The sequence below is a fragment of the Phosphitispora sp. TUW77 genome, from assembly GCF_048453025.1.
In the GTDB taxonomy this organism is placed as follows: domain Bacteria; phylum Bacillota; class Thermincolia; order Thermincolales; family UBA2595; genus Phosphitispora.
On record NZ_CP156677.1, the window covers coordinates 2,254,332 to 2,275,400 of the forward strand.

Annotated in this window: 19 protein-coding genes; all 19 read right to left on the reverse strand. The window is 44.0% G+C overall.

The window, feature by feature from the left end:
- Complete coding sequence (gene yqfC, locus ABFY19_RS10960) at window positions 1-285, reverse strand: sporulation protein YqfC (protein WP_418790687.1); 285 nt, start codon at window positions 283-285, stop codon at window positions 1-3.
- A 110-nt stretch (window positions 286-395) separates the two neighbouring features.
- Complete coding sequence (alr, locus tag ABFY19_RS10965; protein WP_418790688.1) at window positions 396-1,592, reverse strand: alanine racemase; 1,197 nt, start codon at window positions 1,590-1,592, stop codon at window positions 396-398.
- A gap of 9 nt (window positions 1,593-1,601) precedes the next feature.
- On the reverse strand, window positions 1,602-2,660 hold the full coding sequence (locus tag ABFY19_RS10970; RefSeq protein WP_418790689.1) for a lipid II:glycine glycyltransferase FemX: 1,059 nt from the start codon (window positions 2,658-2,660) through the stop codon (window positions 1,602-1,604).
- A 33-nt stretch (window positions 2,661-2,693) separates the two neighbouring features.
- On the reverse strand, window positions 2,694-4,364 hold the full coding sequence (locus ABFY19_RS10975; protein ID WP_418790690.1) for a M1 family aminopeptidase: 1,671 nt from the start codon (window positions 4,362-4,364) through the stop codon (window positions 2,694-2,696).
- Between the two features lie 217 nt (window positions 4,365-4,581).
- Window positions 4,582-5,391 (reverse strand): C40 family peptidase, encoded by an 810-nt coding sequence (locus ABFY19_RS10980; protein ID WP_418790691.1) that lies wholly within the window; start codon window positions 5,389-5,391, stop codon window positions 4,582-4,584.
- 390 nt (window positions 5,392-5,781) lie between these two features.
- The gene (gene rpsU, locus ABFY19_RS10985; RefSeq protein WP_418790692.1) at window positions 5,782-5,958 is read right to left on the reverse strand and encodes a 30S ribosomal protein S21; all 177 of its coding nucleotides are present in this window, start codon (window positions 5,956-5,958) and stop codon (window positions 5,782-5,784) included.
- A gap of 170 nt (window positions 5,959-6,128) precedes the next feature.
- A complete protein-coding gene (locus tag ABFY19_RS10990; RefSeq protein WP_418790693.1) occupies window positions 6,129-6,470 on the reverse strand; it encodes a histidine triad nucleotide-binding protein in 342 nt (113 codons plus the stop codon).
- Window positions 6,471-6,540: 70 nt separating this feature from the next.
- Window positions 6,541-7,851 carry a tRNA (N(6)-L-threonylcarbamoyladenosine(37)-C(2))-methylthiotransferase MtaB gene (gene mtaB / locus ABFY19_RS10995; RefSeq protein WP_418790694.1) on the reverse strand — a complete coding sequence of 437 codons (1,311 nt, stop codon included), beginning with the start codon at window positions 7,849-7,851 and terminating at the stop codon, window positions 6,541-6,543.
- The gene (locus ABFY19_RS11000) at window positions 7,844-8,602 is read right to left on the reverse strand and encodes a 16S rRNA (uracil(1498)-N(3))-methyltransferase (RefSeq protein WP_418790695.1); all 759 of its coding nucleotides are present in this window, start codon (window positions 8,600-8,602) and stop codon (window positions 7,844-7,846) included. Before ABFY19_RS11000 ends, mtaB begins: the two co-directional genes overlap by 8 nt.
- A gap of 1 nt (window position 8,603) precedes the next feature.
- Window positions 8,604-9,542 carry a 50S ribosomal protein L11 methyltransferase gene (gene prmA, locus ABFY19_RS11005; RefSeq protein ID WP_418790696.1) on the reverse strand — a complete coding sequence of 313 codons (939 nt, stop codon included), beginning with the start codon at window positions 9,540-9,542 and terminating at the stop codon, window positions 8,604-8,606.
- A 99-nt stretch (window positions 9,543-9,641) separates the two neighbouring features.
- Window positions 9,642-10,769 carry a molecular chaperone DnaJ gene (gene dnaJ / locus ABFY19_RS11010; protein WP_418790697.1) on the reverse strand — a complete coding sequence of 376 codons (1,128 nt, stop codon included), beginning with the start codon at window positions 10,767-10,769 and terminating at the stop codon, window positions 9,642-9,644.
- Window positions 10,770-10,820: 51 nt separating this feature from the next.
- A complete protein-coding gene (dnaK, locus tag ABFY19_RS11015) occupies window positions 10,821-12,677 on the reverse strand; it encodes a molecular chaperone DnaK (RefSeq protein ID WP_418790698.1) in 1,857 nt (618 codons plus the stop codon).
- A gap of 77 nt (window positions 12,678-12,754) precedes the next feature.
- A complete protein-coding gene (gene grpE, locus ABFY19_RS11020) occupies window positions 12,755-13,330 on the reverse strand; it encodes a nucleotide exchange factor GrpE (protein ID WP_418790699.1) in 576 nt (191 codons plus the stop codon).
- A gap of 17 nt (window positions 13,331-13,347) precedes the next feature.
- A complete protein-coding gene (locus tag ABFY19_RS11025; RefSeq protein WP_418790700.1) occupies window positions 13,348-14,931 on the reverse strand; it encodes a TCP-1/cpn60 chaperonin family protein in 1,584 nt (527 codons plus the stop codon).
- A 17-nt stretch (window positions 14,932-14,948) separates the two neighbouring features.
- Window positions 14,949-15,989 carry a heat-inducible transcriptional repressor HrcA gene (gene hrcA, locus ABFY19_RS11030; RefSeq protein ID WP_418790701.1) on the reverse strand — a complete coding sequence of 347 codons (1,041 nt, stop codon included), beginning with the start codon at window positions 15,987-15,989 and terminating at the stop codon, window positions 14,949-14,951.
- Window positions 15,990-16,091: 102 nt separating this feature from the next.
- The gene (gene hemW, locus ABFY19_RS11035) at window positions 16,092-17,192 is read right to left on the reverse strand and encodes a radical SAM family heme chaperone HemW (protein WP_418790702.1); all 1,101 of its coding nucleotides are present in this window, start codon (window positions 17,190-17,192) and stop codon (window positions 16,092-16,094) included.
- 65 nt (window positions 17,193-17,257) lie between these two features.
- Window positions 17,258-19,057, reverse strand: coding sequence for a translation elongation factor 4 (gene lepA, locus ABFY19_RS11040; RefSeq protein WP_418790703.1), 1,800 nt, complete (start codon window positions 19,055-19,057; stop codon window positions 17,258-17,260).
- Window positions 19,058-19,204: 147 nt separating this feature from the next.
- Complete coding sequence (gene murJ, locus ABFY19_RS11045) at window positions 19,205-20,767, reverse strand: murein biosynthesis integral membrane protein MurJ (RefSeq protein WP_418790704.1); 1,563 nt, start codon at window positions 20,765-20,767, stop codon at window positions 19,205-19,207.
- A 61-nt stretch (window positions 20,768-20,828) separates the two neighbouring features.
- Complete coding sequence (locus ABFY19_RS11050; protein ID WP_418790705.1) at window positions 20,829-21,029, reverse strand: hypothetical protein; 201 nt, start codon at window positions 21,027-21,029, stop codon at window positions 20,829-20,831.
- Window positions 21,030-21,069: the final 40 nt, after the last annotated feature.

A 21,069-nucleotide genomic window follows, 5' to 3' on the forward strand; every position in this document is an offset into this window, starting at 1 on the left:
CTAGCCCGCAAATATTAAGGATTTAATTCGTCCCTCAACCATTATTTCGTCAGGCAAAATATTTTTCAGCGTAAGGTCTGTCCCCGCAATAGCCAAATCTCCTATAGTTGTGCTAACTTTGATCATTTCAGGGGTATAAATCATAATTCCCCTGTGATTCTCAACGAGGACCTGAACATCACCAATCAAAACTACTTTGGGCAGGTCCATCATCAGGTCCCTGGGAATATCAAAAACATTGGCCACCTGTTGTTGAATTTGTTTTTTCCGATTATGCCAGGACATCTAACCCCTCCTTGTCTCATAAATAAATGTATGCCGCCGGTGGGACAAAAATAACCTGAATATATGGATATGAAACGTCAAAAAAACACCTATCCGATAAAGATAGGTGTTTACTCTTGCTTTTGATGCTGGCCGGCAGCTGCAGCTTCCCTTACCCCGGCATAAATCTCTCTGGCATGCAAGGCTGAGACATCAACTTCAGCCGCTGCGGCACCCACATATACCCGTCCCATGCGAGCCCCGGCAAATAGGGGATTGAGACTAATATCAACTACATCGCCTGGTTTTACCGGCAATCCGCCAATATCTACAACAGTGAGCTGTAAACTAGTCTTTCCAATAACCTTAAGGGGTTTCCCCTCAAAAAACACCATATCATCCGGGCGGAAAAACGATTTTATCAAATAGTACTGTTCCCTGAGGTAATCAGCTATCCTGAAAGCATCATTTTTCTTCTGGACCCCGAAGCCGTCCGTATACCCTATGGGCAATACGGCAACCTTGGTAGTCCGCTTAGTCCTGTATGTGTTACTGTATCCAATAAAACTCCCTTTTGGAAGGCTGCGTACCTGAAGGACCTTTGCCCGGAAGCGGTATACTCGCTTTAGCGGCACAGCAGGATTAACAATACTATTACCTAAGAAGGCAGAACCAATGCTGACCATATCCATATGGGTCTCCGGGAATTTAAGGGCCGCAAGGGAATTGGCACTGTATTTCAGAGGAATAACCAGCCCTTTTTCCGCAAGGTCTGCCACTACATTAAGGAAATTTTCCTTCTGTATGGCTGTATAGTCTATTTCCTTTTCAAATGCATTGCTGTAGTGCGTAAAAATACCTTTGTATCCAAGCTTGTCCAGTTTTTTGAGCCTATACACCAATGCAGATATTTCTTCCGGAGCAAATCCCATTCTCCCCATACCGGAATCAATTTTTAAATGAACATCTATGGACCGGTTAATTTTCACGGCATATTCATTAATGGTTTCCGCGGCTTCCATGGAATAAACAGCAGGTATAAGAGAGTATTCCCATAACTGCCGGAGCTGTTCAAAGTCATTATACAAAGGCGCAAAAACCAATATCGGTGCCTTAATGCCTCCCGCTCTCAGCTCAACACCCTCGGCAACTGTGGTAACGGCAAAAAATTGAATCCCCAGCTGTTCCAGAAAACTCCCTACCGTCAAAGCTCCCAATCCATAAGCGTCCTGCTTTATGACAGCCATAATAGGTACATTAAAATAAGTTTGCAGGGCCTGAACATTATCCTTTAACCTGTCGAGGTCAATTTCCATCCATTTTTCCAAATTCTTTCCCTACTTCCGCAATTTCTTTTTAGCCATAATCAATTTGGAACGCACTTTCTTCGCCAAAGGAATCCCGATATCCCAGACCTTATACATCAGCGGATCAAATACAAGGTCAAATTCTCCGGCAAACTCGGTAAATTTACCGTTAAATCCTTTTTTAAACCTAAAAAGCCCGTAAAGGGGATTAGAAGGGTCCATATCCCCGGAAATTCCCCGGAAATCATAAACATCACACCCTTCTTCCTTTGCCCATTTAATCATATCCCATTGCATCAGGTAGTTTGGCATCAAATTTCTCTGTTCATTACTGCTGGCACCGTAAAGATACCAGCATTTATCTCCAAAAGCAAGAGAAATGGCCCCAGAAAGCACCTTATCCTGATATTCAGCAAGGTAAAGCCGCATATAACCGGGAGGAACCAGTTCATCATACATTTTTTGAAAATATGCCAGGCTCCTGACCACAAACTTGTCCCGCAAACCTGTAACTTCCATGATACTGTGAAAGGACCTAAGGTCATCCCTGGTGCCGATACGCACCCTTACCCCTTTGCGTTCCGCCAGACGGATGTTATACCTGGTTTTGTGGTGGAAAGCTGCCATCACTTCTCCAAGGTCAGGGGTAATGTCAAGTCGGGAAACAAAACGGGGCTGGATACCCTCAAAATTTAGAGTAAGTGGCTTTCTTATAAACCCCAGGCTAAAGAGATTATCCACCTTCTCTTCTTCAACAGCCTCAATGTCCGGATCAACCTTTAACATAATAGCATTATACTGCCGAGATATTTCTTTCATCTTATCTTTAAAGAAGCAGAGTACTTCCCTGTCGGTATAATCCAGTATTGGCCCCCTGGGACAGTACATAAAATTCTTGCCGATAACCGGAAGCCGCCGAATTAAGATGCTTCCGGCCCCTTTTATAATACCATTGTCCTTGATAACAAAATAAATATTTTTCCAGTCTGCTTTTACCCTCGCCCACTCTATTGTCTGCAAAAAGTTGCCCCCATGATTCCTGATATACTCCGTATATTCTGCAGGCTCCCCATTTAGTATAAATTCCATATTTTACCCCTGCCCTGTCAAAAATTTTAGGTGTTAATTGAGCAATTGATTTACCTGGTCTTCACTGAGTTTCCCTTCCAGCATCATCCTAAATTCTGCAGATGAAACAAAGCCAAACTTATATCTATCATAATATTCTTTGATGAACTTTTCAAACTCATTTTTTCCCAAAATAAGATATAATTGTTCAAATAGTTTGCGTCCGTTCTTATAGTGTACATTCCGATACTCCCGCCATGAATCAAACCCGTCCAAGCTCCTGCCGAGGCCTGCCGTACTGCCGGCAGAGCCGGAAACCCGGCCGCCCTGTGCGTAAAAAGTCAAAAACTCTACCAGTCCCTCATCAATAAACGGGGCATTATACTGGTCACTGCCGACAATATTATAAAACCATTGGTGAGCTGTCTCGTGAAAAACAGTATTAGGCAGATTTTCCCTTGATGACCCTTTAGAAATCAATATCATTGTGGAATACTCCATACCATTTAAAAACATATCATTTTCCACAATATTTAATTGCTGCCACGGATATTTTCCCACATTTGCTTTAAAAAATGCCAAGGCCTTACAGGCGGCACCAAGAACCTGCTGCGGACGGCTGTCGGTTGAATAATAGTAATAGTGGACTTCTGTTTCCCCCTCCCTGGCTACGGCCTGCCGGTATCCCTTATTTAAAAATACCGGTAAATCACGCACCCGTTCCAGGATACCCGAATATATTTTCCTGCCTGATTTTTGTTGAACATTATTGATATTGCTTAATACAAGACTATACTCCTCAGGAACCGTAAACAAAAATTCATATGTTGATGCCATATTAACAAAGGGGTCCCCAATTTCTGTCGGCTTGTTTTGCCGGTTATCGGCACTCAATACCGGCAGCCAGTTTCCCATCCAGATTCCCTTTTGATTGCCTCCTACACGATCAGCAACATAAGGGATTTTTACCCTGAATTTAATCTTCAAGGATTGTTCCCCTCGGGCAAAACCACCACTTCCTGGCATTACCATGAGAGTTTCTCCTTTAGCATCAAAATATACTGTTTCCCCATTATATATAACATCATCAATCTCAATATATCCTGTGTCCCAACCATTGCGTACGGCATAGCGCCGAACCTCGGAAGAATCCAAACTGCTGTTCCGGTAACGGTTCATGTAAAGGTTAAATTTGACTTCCTCCACCGGTTCCCGGCACATAAAAATAACTTCTTCCTCTCCCTTAACCAATTGGGAAACAGGGTCAAAATCAGCTTTAATATTATAATAAGGTATATTTAATCCTTCAGAAGCTGAAGCTGTTGCATATACCGGCTGATAAATTTTAGCCGGGACATTTACCGATTCCCTGACAAAACCCGCAGTCACTAAAAGGGCCAGTGCCAGCAGAACAACCACCCCCAAAACAGTCCGGGTCCTTCTTTTTCCCTTCACCTGTTTAGCAAAACCAGGTTCTTGCTCATTGCTTGAAAGGCTGCAAATTTGCTCATAAGTTCTTCTCATCCTGGCAGCATTATTGGCATATACATTTGCAGACTTATGGTTAGAGCCATAAGTTTCCCTGGCAATTTTGCACGCCTTTTCTGCTGCCAGAGCAGCTTCCAGATAAAGCCCCTGACAGTAATAGTTGTTAATCGTATCATCAAGTTTTGAAAGTAAGAGCATATTTGCTTTTTTCTTCCATGGGTCAACAGTTATGCTCACAGAAATTCACATCCCAATCATGACAATAAAATACCTTAAACAAATAATTCGACGAATTGGTTATAAATTCCTGCCATTTAGACAAAATCCCCCGAAGGGCGACATTTAATCATCGTATACAAACTGAAAAAACGGTGTCGGCTTTTGCTGACACCGTTCTACGTTTATCTGATTTTTTCTTAACCGCACCCAATGTGCTTAAGGATTACCCTTAATTTCACAGTACCCTGCGCGCCCCCAGATACCGGGGAACATAATAAGAGTTAGACAAACTGGTTACAGTTATCCCTTTTGTATAGGAAGCATGAATGAAGCTGTTGTTTCCCACATAAATACCCACATGACTGATAGTTTTGCCATTGGTGTTAAAATAAACAATATCCCCCGGTTTGAGTTCGGCCTTTGATACCGCCTTGCCTATTGATGCCTGACCGGAGCTGGTCCGCGGAAGACTAATACCTGCTCCCAACCTGAAAATATAACTGGTAAAACCTGAACAATCAAACCCTTTAGGAGTTGAGCCACCGCGAACATATGGAGTGCCTTCCAATGAATGGGCAATACTAATGATTTTTTCAATTTTGGTCTGACCTGAACTGCTCCTTGATGAAGGCTCTTTAGGTTCCTGTTCGGCTTCGTTAACAGGAAGCGGTGATGGCTGGGGCGGATTGCTCTCGGCAGTATCCACAGAAGGTTGAGGCACAGGCGGTTTTTCTGCTTTCGGCTGTTCCGAAATTACTTTCCGAACTTCTGTTTTTTTAATTGAAGCCTGCTCCGCCAACGATATATTCACAACGCTTTTTGTCACCTGGTCAGTGGCAAATGATTGTATCTGATTAGGACTGTATGCATTGGAAAGTACGGACTCATCTTTCATGGCAACAGGTATAACCATCTCATTATAAGTTTTCTTGGTTACCAATTCAGATTCAACAACTACAAAACTCTCCTGTACATGACTTGACATCAGCCAGGCTGCAGTTATAATTATTACGACAGCAAATGCAGATGCTATCCTTTGTCTCAATTAGCCTTTCCTCCTTTTTGGAGTATATTGCCATATCCCCCTATTTCGACATTAAAGTAAAAAACCCTCTGTATGTCTCCAAAAAAACAGCTTTTTTAAAAAACTTAGTCTTTATTATGCAGATAAGATAAAATTTATACTTTTCTATCTGCCAACAAAAAAAGAGTGAACCCCAAAACCTTTGCTTCAGGGTTACTCTCTTTAGCTTTATCAAATAATTTGTTTTTCTATCCGGCTAACCGATTTGCTATTTTCAATCTCAGCATTTTTCAGAGAGGAAAGTACCATGCGGACAATGAAGAATCGTTTCTTGCCGCCTTCCCTTGCTTTAATGGCGGCTTTATGTCTTCAGCCAGGGATTAAGTGAAGGACATAGGAAATTTCTTTTTATTACCAGAACCTTCTCTTCCTAGCTGCTTCAGACTTTTTTTTGCGCTTTACGCTTGGCTTTTCATAGTGTTCACGTCTTCTTACCTCAGATAAAACTCCGGCTTTTTGGCAGGATCTTTTAAAACGCCGTAAAGCGCTGTCCAGTGTTTCATTTTTTCCAACTTTAATTTCCGACATCTTTTTCCCTCCCTCCGCTACTGACAATGATGCGGGATTCAGTCTGCAAATAATATTTCTAGAACCCTTGCCATGTCGTTAGGACATAAAATTACACATTTTTAATTATACTATATCGTTCAACAAAGTGTCAACTCCGTAAGCTAAGTTGAGCTGGGGCTGCAGCAAAATTACGCGAAGCACTTAAGTTTCTCGCCGCCAATAAGGTGGAAATGCAAATGGTAAACTACCTGTCCGCCTTCCTCATTACAGTTTGTTACAATCCGAAAGCCTTTTTCTGAAATTCCGGCTTCCCTGGCCAATTTATTGGCAACCAGGTACATATGTCCTACTATATCTGCATTCTCTTCATTGATATCAAGAACATTTGCCAGATGTTCCTTTGGTATGATGAGTACATGTACAGGGGCCAAAGGATTGATGTCCTTGAACGCCATAACCAGCTCATCTTCATAAACAACTTGGCTGGGAATTTCTTTTTTAATAATTTTGCAAAAAATACAATCCTGCATTTATTAAGCGCCTCCTAATAAAAAATTACGTTTCTTAGAAACACGGCCAAGGTATCCGGTTATTTCCTCCTTAAATCCGCATCCTGGCCAGCAAACTGGTACCTTTGAGCTTTACTGCCCTGACATCAACAAGTTTACCCCTGATATCACCACTGGTCTTAAAAAGTACTTTGATATAAGTGTCAGTTAAACCTTCCCACAAATCATTGTCACTGTCAACAAGTTCTTCAGCTAAAACTTCCAGGTTACTGCCAACAAATGCTGAAGCAAACCTTTTTTGATTTTCCCGGTCTAGAGCAATCAGTCTCCTGCTCCTCAAGTCTTTTGCCTCTGCCGGGACCTGCCCGGAAAACCCGGCTGCAGGTGTGCCCTTTCTGGGAGAATATTTAAAAACATGAGTTTTGCTAAACCCAATATCCTTAATAAACTCATAGGTGTTTTCAAAATGCTCGTCTGTTTCCCCCGGAAAACCTGTAATTAAATCTGTAGTTATCGCTATCTCCGGAATTTGACCCCTGATTGCCCCAACAAGGCGCGAAAACTCAAATGTATTATACTTCCTATTCATCATTTTTAGAATATAGTCATCACCGCTTTGCAATGGAATATGCAGATGCCGGCAGACTGTTCTGAGCTGGGCAACGGCGCCTATCAGCCGGGGAGTGATATCAAGAGGTTCCACTGAACCAAGCCTGAGCCTTTTAAGTCCCGGAGTCAGGGCTATCCGCACAACAAGGTCAGCCAGGTCTGTCTGTTCTGCCAAACCGGCCCCATAAGCCCCGATATGGATACCCGTCAATACTATTTCACAAAAACCAAGTGAGACCAGCTTCCTGACTTCGGCAAGCACATTTTCAGGGGCACGGCTCCTTAGAGGTCCCCTGGCATAAGGTATGATGCAATAAGTACAGAAGTTGCTGCACCCTTCTTGAATCTTAACAAAAGCCCTGGTTCTGTTCTCATAATCTAGAATGGGCAGGTCCTCATACTCCCAGTAAGTCATTATATCACTTACCATATTAATAGGTTCAGGGGACTTTTCCGCTTCTTCCACAAGTTCCACAATCCGTGATTTATCCTTTGTGCCAATGATCAGGTCAACACCCGGAATATTAAGGACTTCCCCCGGTGAGGTCTGGGCATAACACCCGGTAACGCCTATCACCGCATCCGGATTTTTTCTGACAGCGCGCCTGATTAACTGCCTGGACTTACGGTCCCCCAAGTGTGTCACCGTACATGTATTAATAATATAAACATCTGCTATTTCGTCAAAATCAACTGTTTCATAACCCCAATTGCGGAAAGCGCTGGCCATGGCTTCTGTCTCATACTGGTTTGTCTTACATCCCAGAGTATAGAATGCAGCTTTTTTAGCCATTTTTCACGCCTCCCAAATCGCCGATTTCATATAAAACAATAGCAGCTGCCACTATACCTGCAGTTTCAGTCCGCATGATACGGGGTCCTAAAGAAACTGTCAGAACCCCTGCACTTTCGGCCTGCTTAGCCTCTTCCTGCGTAAATCCGCCCTCAGGACCGATAAAAACCGCTATCTTTTTGTTGGTTATTGTGCTGCCTTTGAAGACATCTTTTATGCCCACCACCCGTTCCTCTTCCCAAGGCAATATTCCCAAAACGCCGGAATTCATTTCAGCAAGAGCGGCAGCAAATGTAAGCGGCTCCGAAACCACCGGCACCAGTCTGCGGCGCGACTGTTTGGCGGCTTCCAAGGCAACCCTCTGCCATCTGACGTGCCTTCCGGAAGCTTTTTTTTCATCCAGCTTTACTATGGTTCGCTCACATATTATGGGAACTACACGGCTTACACCTATTTCTGTGCTTTTCTGAATAACCAGGTCCAGCTTGTCCCCCTTGGGAAGACCCTGGTATAAAACAACCTCCAGGGGCAGTTCTGCAGCAGATGCTCTTTCTCCAATTATATCACAAATTACTTCTTTGCCGGTAATTTCCCTGATTTTAACATCAAACTCCCTGCCGGCAGCATCAGCTATTCCAATTTTATCCCCCGGTCCCAAGCGCAAAACTTTGCTGATATGTTTCAAATCAGGCCCTTTAATAACAGTTGTTTGTTGACCCGCTAGATCTTCGGAAACAAAAAAACGCGCCATCTTAGTCCCCCCTGGCAGCCAGAAATGACACCCATTCGCCCTCCCGGCCTACTTCTTTGATAACAAATCCCGCCTCCCGGGCCGCTTCAAGAACCTCTTCAGAACGAATGTCAATTATTCCGGAAGCTATAAATAACCCGCCTTTATTCAGAACCCGCACAGCATCAGGGCACAGACGTATTATAACATCTGCCACAATATTGGCTATCAGGATATCTGTCTGCCCGCTTACCCCGTCCAGGAGATTTCCTTCCATTACCTTAATCTTATGGTCAAGCTTATTTAAAGCCACGTTTTCAGCGGCTGCAGTTACAGCAACTAGGTCATAATCTACCGCCCTGACTTCTCCCGCGCCCAGGAGTCCGGCAGCAATGGCAAGAATACCTGAGCCTGTCCCTATATCCAAGACTATTTCCCCACCATGTATAATATCTTCCAAAAATCTCAGACACATAACTGTCGTAGGATGGGTTCCAGTCCCGAAAGCCATTCCCGGGTCAAGCGCAATCACTAGTTCACCGGGCTTCTTTTGGTAATCTTCCCAAGTTGGTTTAATTACAATCCTTTTACTAATACTGACAGGCTTATAAAATGCCTTCCATGAGTTAGCCCAGTCTTCTTCTCTCACCTGAGAAAATCCCGTTCCTCTTATGGCTCCTGGGAAAAAATCACTGTCAAGCTCATTTAACCGTTCCCGCAAAAGGCTTATTCTCTCATCAAGCCTGATATCAACAGGCAGATAAGCATTTACCAGGACATACTCACGGTTTATCATATCATCCGAAAACTCATATGCATCCCAGACATTTTCAGCAATGTGCTTCTTAACAAGGTAGGGGTCCTCTATTGACACCCCTGCTGCGCCACAATTAATGAGAATTGCACAGACTGCTTCCACAGCCTCCGGCTCAGTTTCTACTGAAATTTCCCGCCAATTCACTAATATCACATCCTGAAGACAAGATAATAAAACAGCACCTAAAATAAAACAGCATTGGCTTGAACCCTTAACAAACAGGGTCAAGCCAATGCCTTCCGTTTATCCCTTGAACGCATCCTTTACCTTTTCAAAAAACCCCCGTTCAGCTCCTAAAGGATTCTCCCCGGAAGCTTCAGCAAATTTTTGCAGAAGCGCGGTCTGCTCCTCGGTTAGTTTGGTAGGTGTCACTACAATAACCTTCACATGCTGGTCACCGCGGCCATAGCCATGCAGGTCAATGATACCCTTGCCTTTAAGGCGGAAAGATGTACCCGATTGGGTCCCTTGCGGAACCTTTAACCGAACTTTTCCTTCCAGAGTAGGCACTTCAATCTCGTCTCCAAGAGCTGCCTGCGGAAAGGAAACCTTTACCTCACTAATAACATCATTACCATCACGCCTAAATGTATGGTGAGGCTTCACACGGATATAGACATAAAGGTCACCTCTAGGTCCACCGAGTTCACCTGGTTCACCCTCACCGGCAACCCTGAGCCTGGAACCCGTATCCACACCACCGGGAACCTTGATATGGATTTTGGCAGTTTTTCTGACAGATCCCTTACCTCCACATTTAGAGCAAGGATTTTCTATAATAACACCGTCACCGCGACAAGCTTCACACACCCTTGACTGAACAAAACGTCCAAATGCTGTTGTCTGGGCAAACTGAATCTGACCGGTACCGTTACACTTGGCACACTGTTTAGGCGAACTCCCAGATGCTGCTCCGGTCCCTTTACACTTCTCACAGGATTCCATTTTCGGTATACTGATATCCCTTTCAACACCAAAAGCAGCCTCTTCAAAGGAAATTTCCATATTATACCTGAGGTCGGCCCCTTTTACCGGTCCCCTACGCCTTTGACCACCGGCACCTCCAAAAAACATATCAAAAATATCACCAAAACCGCTAAAATCGCCGCCAAAGCCACCGCCAAAACCGGCTTCACCGGCCCCGTTTCCGAAGGCCGTATGGCCGAACTGGTCATATTGAGCCTTTTTCTGGGGATCAGAAAGTACTTCATAAGCCTCATTTACTTCTTTAAATTTGGCCTCTGCCTCTTGATCACCCGGATTAACATCAGGATGATGCTGGCGGGCCAATTTTCGAAAGGCTTTTTTTAAATCCGCCTCAGAAGCGTTTTTATCCACTCCCAGGACTTCGTAATAATCCCTCTTACTCATTTCTTAGTTCACCTTCTTACCCCAGATTTACAAGAATAACAGCCAGTGGGTTTACTTACTGTCATCATTTACTTCCCTGAACTCCGCATCAACCACATTATCATCTTCCTGGGTTCCGGCACCGCCTGTATTACCGGCTCCCGGACCTCCCTGGTCCTGATGGCCCTGATCCTGTGAAGTTTGCTGGTACATAGCGGTAGTAAGCTCATAAAGTGGTTTGGTAAGCTCCTCTGATTTATTTTTAATAAGCTCAATATCGCTCCCCTTAAGAGCTTCCTTGAGAGCCTCGACTGCATGGTTGACATTAGCCACCAGTCCTTTATCAGCCTTATCGCCAAACTCCTTCACGGTTTTCTCAGCCTGATAAACCAGTGAATCAGCCTGATTTCTGGCATCTACTTCCTCTTTTTTCTTGGCATCCTCGGAAGCATGGGTTTCAGCTTCTTTGACCATTTTTTCAATATCCTGATCACTTAAGCCGCCTGAGGAAGTTATAGTTATTTTTTGTTCGTTTCCGGAAGCCATGTCCTTTGCAGAAACATGTACAATTCCATTGGCATCAATATCAAATTTAACTTCAATTTGTGGAATGCCCCTTGGCGCCGGAGGAATACCGCTTAATTGGAACCTGCCCAGTGTCTTATTATATGCCGCCATCTCCCGTTCACCCTGAAGAACATGGATATCCACCGATGTCTGGTTATCAGAGGCAGTTGAAAACATCTGGCTCTTGGAAGTTGGTATCGTAGTGTTCCGGTTAATCAGCTTGGTAAACACCCCGCCAAGAGTCTCAATTCCCAGTGAAAGAGGAGTAACATCCAACAGCAGGACATCCTTCACTTCTCCTGCCAGCACACCGCCTTGAATGGCAGCACCGAGTGCTACAACCTCATCAGGGTTAACACCCTTGTGTGGTTCCTGTGAAGTTATGTTTTTAATAGCCGCCTGAACAGCCGGTACCCTTGTTGAGCCTCCAACCAAAATAATCTTGTCGAGCTTATCGGCGCTGAGACCAGCATCAGACAGGGCCTGCCTTGTAGGTCCCATGGTTTTTTCTATCAGGTCTGCAATCAGTTCTTCAAATTTCGCCCTGGTCAGTGTCAGGTCAAGGTGTTTAGGACCTGACTGGTCAGCTGTAATAAAAGGTAAGTTAATATTAGTACTGGTAACACCGGAAAGTTCGATTTTAGCTTTCTCGGCAGCTTCCTTGAGGCGCTGCATCGCCATCTTGTCATTGGACAGGTCTATACCGCTTTCTTTCTTAAACTCACTGACCATCCATCCCATTACCCTGTCATCAAAGTCATCTCCGCCGAGACGGTTATTGCCGCTGGTAGCCTTAACCTCAAACACCCCGTCACCCAGCTCAAGTATGGATACATCGAAAGTACCCCCGCCAAGGTCATAAACCAGTATAGTCTGGTCTTCGCCCTTTTCCAAGCCGTATGCCAGGGCTGCTGCAGTGGGCTCGTTAATTATCCTCAGAACATCAAGGCCGGCTATTTTGCCGGCATCTTTGGTAGCCTGGCGCTGGCTGTCAGAAAAATAAGCCGGAACCGTAATAACAGCCTTCTCTACTTTTTCTCCGAGATAAGCTTCGGCATCTGACTTCAATTTTTGTAAAATCATTGCCGATACTTCCTGTGGGGTATAATCTTTGCCATTTAAGTTTACTTTGTAATCTGTACCCATATGTCTTTTAATTGACATTACGGTCCCATCAGGGTTAGTTACTGCCTGTCGTTTAGCCACCTGTCCAACAAGACGCTCCCCAGTCTTGGAAAAGGCCACAACAGAAGGTGTTGTCCTAGACCCCTCCGCATTGGGAATAACTGTTGCTTCCCCGCCTTCCATAACCGCCATACAAGAATATGTAGTACCCAGGTCAATTCCTATTACTTTACTCATATAAATTCAACCTCCTAAAATCTAGTTATATTTCTCAGTTAACCGGTCACCCGGTGATAAACAATCGTTTGGTCAGCCTAACTCTTGGCTACTTTTACCATAGCAGGCCTAATTACCCTGTCTGCCAAAAGATAGCCCTTTTGGAATTCTTCTGTGACCACATTATCGTCATATTGGTCACTCTGTTCCTGCATAACAGCCTCATGCAGGTTAGGGTCAAACTGGCTGCCAACAGCCTCCATCTGCTTGACACCTTCTTTCTCCAGGACATCACGCAACTGCCTGTAAATCATTTCTATACCATTGCGGAATACCTGCAAATCTTCTCCCTCCGCCTTTAGAGCACGTTCGAAATTATCTATAACCGGCAAGAGAACTGTGACCAGTCTTTGAGAACAATACTTTGCCGCTTCCTGGCGTTCCTGTAAAGTCCTTCTCCTGAAATTATCAAAATCAGCCTGCACTCTCTGCAGCAGCTGCAAGTATTCTTCAGCTTTTGCATTTATATTGATATCTTTCGCAGCTTCCTCCGGCCCATCGATAACTGGCTCTGTACCGGTATCCTGTTGAATTTTGTCATCCTTAATATGTTCATCTGTCACATATTTTTCAGTATTTAGCTGATGCTCATTATCTTTATTTTTAACGGTCACCTTTTTCCCCCCATTCTTTAACGCAAATCATCATTGTCAATTATATCCTTACCAAACTGCGCACCGGAGTCTTCTTTTTTCTTAATAATTGTGTCTATGCGAAGAATGGCTTCAGCAATCTCTCCGGCTGCTTTTAATGCATGAACCTTTACCAAAGCCGGATCAGCAACACCCAGTGCAAACATATCAGCTACATCACCGGTGTCACAGTCAATAGCCAAGCTTTCCCTGCCTTCCCTTAACTGGGCGGCAATAACATCACCGATTTTTTCGAGAGGGTTAAAACCGGCATTAGCAACTATCTGAAAAAAGGGCCTTTTCAGTGCATCAACAACACAGTCAATGCCGTAAACCGCCATCCCGCGGACGTGTTCCCTTACTATTTCCACTTCGCGCGCCACGGCAAGTTCAATGGACCCCCCTCCGGGTACTATGCCCCCCTTAACAGAAGCCTGTACGGAAGCAGCTGCATCCTTAGCAATCCTTTCTCGTTCCCCTACCACCTCTTCAGTAGCAGCACCCACCAGAATAGTAGCCATAGGCTTTCCGCCGCCTTGAAGAATTCTTATATGTTCAAGTTTTTCATTCTCAAATACCTTCTCAGCCGTACCCAGGTACTTTCCTAAATCCGCAGTCTCTTTACGCAGACCTGTTCGCTTAATAGGTCTGGCTCCGGTATGTTCGGCCGCCTTTCGGAGTTCTTTGTTAGATACCCGCTGGACTGCCATAATACCGGCATCAGTTAGTACTTCTTCGGCAAAGCTGTCAATACCGCGGTCTACCAGGACAACTTTAATACCCATTTCCACAATCTTATTCAAGTTACTGCGAAACTCTTCCTGAAGCTCCTGGTACCGAGCAAACCCTGCCTCTGTTGCCAAGGCTTCATCTCCCAGTTCCTCCGGCTCAAGAGCATCATCTATAATAAGCACCTTGGCTTCAGATACTTCCCTAGGCATATGTTTACAGATACGTTCTTTATTAATAATAACACCCATAAAAACTTCATTATCAGCCCCCTCTTCTGAAAAAATTGCGTCAGAAAGCTTGAATGAAGGGTCTTTAAGTTTCTCTTCACCTGTCATCCCGGCAGCTGCAACCACCAGGTCGGCAATATCCTCATGGTCCCTTCCAGCAACCAGGGCAACCTGTCTTAATACCGGGTCCTGGAGCCCTTTGATAGAAACAGCTCGTTCCCGCATCAATTCCAAGGCTTTTTTTATCCCTGCGCGAATGCCCTCAATTACTCTGGTCACCGGCACCCCCTTGGATACCTGTTCTACGCCTTCTCCCACCAGAGCACCTGCCATCACTGTTGCCGAAGTTGTTCCATCACCTATTTCCGCCTGTTGGGCCCTTGCTATATTAATCAACATTTTAGCTGCCGGGTGATTAGCCTCCATTGTGGTAAGAATGGTTACTCCATCATTGGTGATGACAACTTCACCAAATCTATCAACCAGCATTGTATCCAACCCCTTGGGTCCCAAGGTTCCTTCCACAGCAGAAGCTATGGCTCTGACAGCATTTGAATTGGTAATCAGTGCGGAAAGTCTTTCATCCACATCTGCTCCTTTTGCTGCCTGCTGCTTCAAACTCATTGGCAAACCTCCTATAATCAGTTTCCATAAAAGTCCTTCATTATTTTTGACAAATGAGTGGTCATAAATTCAATAATACATACTGCTTTTTCATAATCCATTCGGGTAGGCCCGATGATTCCTACAGAACCTACCGTCCTGCCGTCTATCTGGTAAGTGGCGGTAATAGTACTGCAGTCCCGCAGACCATCAACCCTGTTTTCTGAACCGATAGTGACCGATATACCGGTTTCAGCATTGTTGTTTTCATTTAAGATTTCCTTTAGCACCTTATCCTGCTCCAATAGGGACAAAAGCGTCCTGACCCTGCTCAAATCACGAAATTCAGGTTGGTTAAAAATGTTCAGGGTCCCGGCTAGGTATACCTTTTCCTCCTGATTAAGATACAAGGTCTCCTGGACCATCTCCATAGCGGCTTCAAAAATATGCTTATGATTGGAAAGCTCGTAATATATTTCTTTAATAAGGGTCAGCTTAATCTGGTCAAGACTTATGCCTTGCAGCTTTGCATTCATTACCTGGGTAATTTTCTGCAGGTCAACTTCATTAACAGACTGGGGTAAATCCAAAATTTTGTTCTGCACCAACCCACAATCCGTGACCACCAACACCAATGCCTTGTTACTGTCAAAAGGCACCAGCTGAACATGTCTTAAATTGCTTTTAGTAAACTGGGGCCCCATTACCATTGAAGTATAATTGGTAATTCCAGAGAGAATGCTGTTGGTCTGTCTAAGAACTGTGCCAATATCTTTAACCTTGGCCTTATATCCGCTAAGGATAATACCTTCTTCGTGCTCCGACAAGGTCTTTTTGTCCATCAAGCAGTCCACATAGTACCGGTACCCCTTATCTGAAGGAACCCGTCCTGCAGAGGTATGTGGCTGCTCAATATAACCCAGTTCTTCCAAATCAGCCATTTCATTTCTTATAGTTGCGGGGCTCACGCCAAGTTCATACTTCTTGGCAATTGTCCTGGAACCTACCGGTTCAGCAGTATTAATATAATCCCTGATGATAGCCTGGAGCACCTTTTTTTTCCTTTCATCCAAGGTCATCTTAACACCCTCTTTTTGTTAGCACTCTATCAAGTCGAGTGCTAAATGCCTATAAATAAAAAATACCATTGATAAATTTTTTTGTCAAGAAGCGGAATATGGTTAAATGAACTCTACAAATACTTCATTTGCCAGTGGAAGGCCTTTTTCCGTAAGTTTGATACGGTTTTCAGCAATTTTTATTAAACCCTGATCTGCAAGCTTTTCAAGCTGGGTTCTAAAAATATCGGCAACCGAACAACCAAAACGCCGGGCAAAGTCCAAGGTATCCAAGCCATCCAGCAGTCTCAGGCCAAGAAAAATTGTTTCCGCAATTTCATCCTCTAAGGATAATTGGGTTGTTGCCGCAACCACCGGTTCATTTTGCTCTAGTTTTTTAATATATGATGCCACACATTTCACATTACTAAACCTTTGACAATTAAGCATTGAATGGGCAGCAGGGCCCAACCCCAGATATTCTTTATTAAACCAGTAAATAAGATTGTGGCGTGCTTCCTTTCCCGGAAAAGCAAAATTAGATATCTCATAATGCTTATACCCATTGCCGGCAAGTATATTGATGGCATACCGGTACATTTCCAACTCCGCCTCTTCATCACAGGGGACCACACTGCCTGATGCAATATCTTTATAAAGCGGAGTACCGGGTTCAACCTTAAGTCCATAAGCGGAAATATGTACCGGGGATAAGTCCAGCACCCTTTCAATAGTCTCCTGCCAGTCATGTCTCTGCTGCATGGGAATCCCATAAATCAGGTCACAGTTAATATTATCAATCCCTTCGTACCTGCAGGCTTTTACTGTTTCAGTGACCTCATTAAAGGAATGTGTTCTGCCTAGAAACGCCAAAAGCTTCGGCTGGTATGCCTGCACCCCTAAACTTATGCGATTAACCCCGGCTCTTCTCATTAAGGCAATTTTCTCCCTGGTTACAGTGCCCGGGTTGCATTCAACGGTGATTTCCGCATCACTGCTAATCCTGAAATGCTTGCGACAGTTTTCCAGTATCAAAACCAAATGTTCCCCGCTTAATAAAGAGGGGGTTCCCCCCCCCAGATAAACTGTTCTGACCTGTCTTTGGCCATTTGTCATCTTCGCGGCCTGCAGCTTCACTTCCTTTGCCAGAGCATAAACATATGACGCAGCCAAATCTGCGTCAAAAGGATAAGATATAAAATCACAATAATTGCATTTTTTCATACAAAAAGGTACATGGATATATAACCCAATAGACATAAAAATCACCTATGTTTAGCAGTCCGTTTCTAATCCATTTTAAGTACTGCCATAAATGCTTCCTGGGGTATCTCAACATTTCCAACCTGTTTCATACGTTTTTTGCCCTCTTTTTGCTTCTCCAGGAGTTTGCGTTTCCGTGAAATATCCCCGCCATAGCACTTTGCCAGCACATTTTTTCTCATAGCCTTGACAGTTTCACGAGCAATAACCTTATTCCCTATCGTAGCCTGAATGGGAACTTCAAACATGTGGCGAGGAATAATGTCTTTCAGTTTCTCCGCCAAATGACGTCCCCTGGCATAAGCCTTATCGCTGTGAACTATACATGACAGAGCATCAACAACATCGCCCGATACCAGGATATCCAATTTTACTAGTTTAGATTCCCGATATCCTGAAAACTCATAATCCAGTGACCCATAACCTTTAGTCCGGGATTTTAACAGGTCGAACAGGTCATAAATTATTTCTATCAGCGGCATTTCATATGTCAGCATAACCCTGGTATCACTCATATATTCCATATTTATAAAAATACCGCGTTTTTCTTGGGCCAGGTCCATAACTACACCCACATAGTCACTTGGCACCATAATGGTAGCCTTCACATAAGGCTCTTCCATTTTCTCAATATTTTGTATTGGAGGCATATTTGTAGGATTATCAATTTCAATAACCTCTCCATTTGTTTTAGTTATCCGGAAAATAACGCTGGGAGCAGTGGTAATCAGATCAAGCCCATATTCCCTTTCAAGCCGCTCCTGAATAATCTCCATATGCAGCAATCCCAGAAAACCCAGCCTAAACCCAAACCCCAAGGCAACCGAGTTTTCCGCTTCAAACATCAGGGAAGCATCATTTAATCTGAGCTTTTCCAGGGCATCCCTTAAGTCATCATAGTCTGCCCCGTCAACAGGATACAGGCCACAGAATACCATAGGAGTAATTTTCCGGTATCCGGGTAAAGGCTTGTCTGTAGGTCTGTCAGCTCCGGTAATAGTATCACCAACCCGTACATCCTTAACATTCTTAATACTGGCTGCAATAAACCCGACATCTCCAACACCCAGTTCAGCTACAGTAGTCAGAAATGGCCTGAAGATACCTACCTCATTAACTTCAAAGGCCTTGCCGCCGGCCATAAACTTAATTTTCATTCCGGGCTTCAGCAGCCCATCAACAACCCTGATATATGCAATAGCTCCTTTATAAGAGTCATAATGGGAATCAAAAACCAGGGCTTTCAAGGGGGCATTTTCAACCCCCACTGGAGGAGGCACTTTCTGTACAATCTGTTCCAAGATTGCCTTGACTCCCGTGCCGTCCTTGGCAGAAGCCAATACTGCATCACTGGCATCCAAGCCGATGATATCCTCAATCTCTTTTTTTACTCTATCAGGTTCAGCACTAGGCAAATCAATCTTATTAATAACAGGAATTATCTCAAGGTTATGTTCCAGGGCCAGATATACATTAGCCAGAGTCTGTGCCTCAATACCCTGGGCTGCATCAACAACCAGAATAGCACCTTCACATGCAGCCAGGCTGCGTGATACCTCATAAGTAAAATCAACATGTCCCGGTGTATCAATTAGATTTAGGGTATACTTCTCCCCATCATCAGCCTTGTATAACAGACGTACAGCCTGGGCCTTTATGGTAATCCCGCGTTCCCGCTCCAGGTCCATAGTATCCAGTATCTGGTCCGCCATTTCTCTCTGGGTAAGGGCCCCGGTGGCCTCAAGAAGCCGATCTGCCAGAGTGGATTTACCATGGTCAATATGAGCAATTATACAAAAGTTCCTAGTTTTATTATGTTTATCCACCAAAATTTTCTCTCCCTTGTAAAGGCCGTAAATGACCTCTTCTCCATAAATACCCCAGGACTAAGTCAATAGCCTGGGGTAATATTCTAATGATATCCAGTATTTAATTATAACACCATAAAGGTCTTCAATCAACTGGACTTTACATCAGCCTGCTTTCCCCAACTTTCTGCGGATTATATCAATTATTACCTGTGTTTCCTCAAGGCGGCACAACAATACTGCCGGCACATAAACAAGAAGTCCGGAAACAATAGATATACCTACCTGCATTATCTGGTTAGACGAATTCTGCAGGTCAAGAAATGTTCCCAGGTAATAGGCAACCCCATAAGCTACCACACCCATGAGTGCTGATGAACCCAAGATAAGAAAAAATGACCTGACAGTTTTTCTAAGATCAATAGACCCTATCTTCCGGCGCAAAAAATATAATAGAACCACCATATTATAAATTCCGGTTATCGAAAAAGCAAGAGCCAGTCCCTTTTCAGCCATAAGCGGGCGCAGTAAAAGGTTAAGCACAATATTTATTATTATTGTAGAAACTGCTATCAAAACAGGCCTCAAGGTATCCTGAAGTGCATAAAAAGCCCTTGTGATAATCCAGACAGCAGCCTGGGCGAAAAGACCCACACAATAAAAAATCAGTGCATATGCAGTTATTTTTGTTGCACCATGGGTAAACTCCCCACGCTCAAAGAGCATCCTGATAATTGGTTCACTGAGAACAGCCAACCCCACCGATGCCGGAATAATTACAAGAAAAATTGAACGTAGTCCCATAGAAAGTGTGTTTTTGAATTCAGTCATTTCCTTTCGTGCCGCCTGAGAGGTCATGGTGGGAAACACGGCAACTGCAATTGACCCCGCAAACACCCCCAGGGGCAGCCACATCAAGCGGTTAGCCAATCTCAGCGCTGTAATACTGCCCTCACTAATGCCTGAAGCTATTGTCTGGTTTACAATCAGATTAACCCTGTTAGCGGCCATCCCAAGCATAGCAGGAAGCATCAGAATAAACATTTTTTGAACCCCAGGGTGACGGAGATTTAAAGAAAACTTATACCTTAATCCTTTTTTATATAAAACCGGCAGCTGTATTGCCAAATTAGCCAGGTGGCCAACTACCACCCCAACGGCAAAAGACATAATACCCCATTGTTTCGCAAAAAGAACGCCAAACAGGATAATAAAAAAATTATATGCTATGGAACCGACCGCAGGAGCCGCGAAATGTTTGTAAGAATTGAGGATACCCATAATAAGGCCATTAAGAGCCAGCACCACAAATGCAGGGAACATGACCCTGGTCAGCTTAACTGCCAGGTTTAGGGTTTCCCCGGAAAAATTATATGCCACAATTTTTGTCAGCGGAACAGCAAAAACCATGCCAATTGTAATACAGACAGCCATTAACAAGATAATCAGGTTTATCATTGTGCTGGCCATTTCCCAGGCCTCTTCTTCCTTATCTGTAGCAAGGTAACTGGAGAAAACAGGTATAAAAGCTGAACTCAGAATCCCACCGACCAAAAGGTCATAAAACAGGTCAGGGATAGTAAAAGCTGCTAAAAACGCATCTGTTTGCCAACTGGCGCCAAAAGATGAAGTTAGAACAGCCTCTCTCAAATAACCCAGCACCCGGGAAATCATCATAGCTATCATCAATATCCCTGCAGCCTGGGCTACTTTTTTGCCTGTGGACATTATGTACTGCTCTCCTTTCGCCACCTGTTTAATTACCTTTAATTAATATACCACTTTTAGGTTATCTGGAAAAGGAGTATTTATTGAACGAGTTAATTTTTTTATCTGCAGCCTGTTCCAAATCCCTGTACATTTCATTAAATCCAGGAGCCAGCGGCTGTCCGGTCATTCTGCTGCAGGCAACAAAAGACTTGTTAACCCCTGCCCCGACGATCAGGATAAGAAAGATAAGTGCAGGTAATATAATTTTCCTGTCTCTCATAGCAACCCCCTGTAATTAAACTCTTGCCTAAACAAATATA

What these genes read in the sequence shown, in the direction of transcription:
- ABFY19_RS11000 (WP_418790695.1), bottom strand. Translation starts at nt 8,602, where the DNA reads ATGGCGCGTTTTTTTGTTTCCGAAGATCTAGCGGGTCAACAAACAACT.
- hemW (WP_418790702.1), bottom strand. Translation starts at nt 17,192, where the DNA reads ATGAAAAAATGCAATTATTGTGATTTTATATCTTATCCTTTTGACGCA.
- ABFY19_RS10970 (WP_418790689.1), bottom strand. Translation starts at nt 2,660, where the DNA reads ATGGAATTTATACTAAATGGGGAGCCTGCAGAATATACGGAGTATATC.
- mtaB (WP_418790694.1), bottom strand. Translation starts at nt 7,851, where the DNA reads ATGGCTAAAAAAGCTGCATTCTATACTCTGGGATGTAAGACAAACCAG.
- hrcA (WP_418790701.1), bottom strand. Translation starts at nt 15,989, where the DNA reads ATGACCTTGGATGAAAGGAAAAAAAAGGTGCTCCAGGCTATCATCAGG.
- yqfC (WP_418790687.1), bottom strand. Translation starts at nt 285, where the DNA reads ATGTCCTGGCATAATCGGAAAAAACAAATTCAACAACAGGTGGCCAAT.
- ABFY19_RS10990 (WP_418790693.1), bottom strand. Translation starts at nt 6,470, where the DNA reads ATGCAGGATTGTATTTTTTGCAAAATTATTAAAAAAGAAATTCCCAGC.
- murJ (WP_418790704.1), bottom strand. Translation starts at nt 20,767, where the DNA reads ATGTCCACAGGCAAAAAAGTAGCCCAGGCTGCAGGGATATTGATGATA.
- dnaJ (WP_418790697.1), bottom strand. Translation starts at nt 10,769, where the DNA reads ATGAGTAAGAGGGATTATTACGAAGTCCTGGGAGTGGATAAAAACGCT.
- rpsU (WP_418790692.1), bottom strand. Translation starts at nt 5,958, where the DNA reads ATGTCGGAAATTAAAGTTGGAAAAAATGAAACACTGGACAGCGCTTTA.
- dnaK (WP_418790698.1), bottom strand. Translation starts at nt 12,677, where the DNA reads ATGAGTAAAGTAATAGGAATTGACCTGGGTACTACATATTCTTGTATG.
- ABFY19_RS11050 (WP_418790705.1), bottom strand. Translation starts at nt 21,029, where the DNA reads ATGAGAGACAGGAAAATTATATTACCTGCACTTATCTTTCTTATCCTG.
- ABFY19_RS11025 (WP_418790700.1), bottom strand. Translation starts at nt 14,931, where the DNA reads ATGAGTTTGAAGCAGCAGGCAGCAAAAGGAGCAGATGTGGATGAAAGA.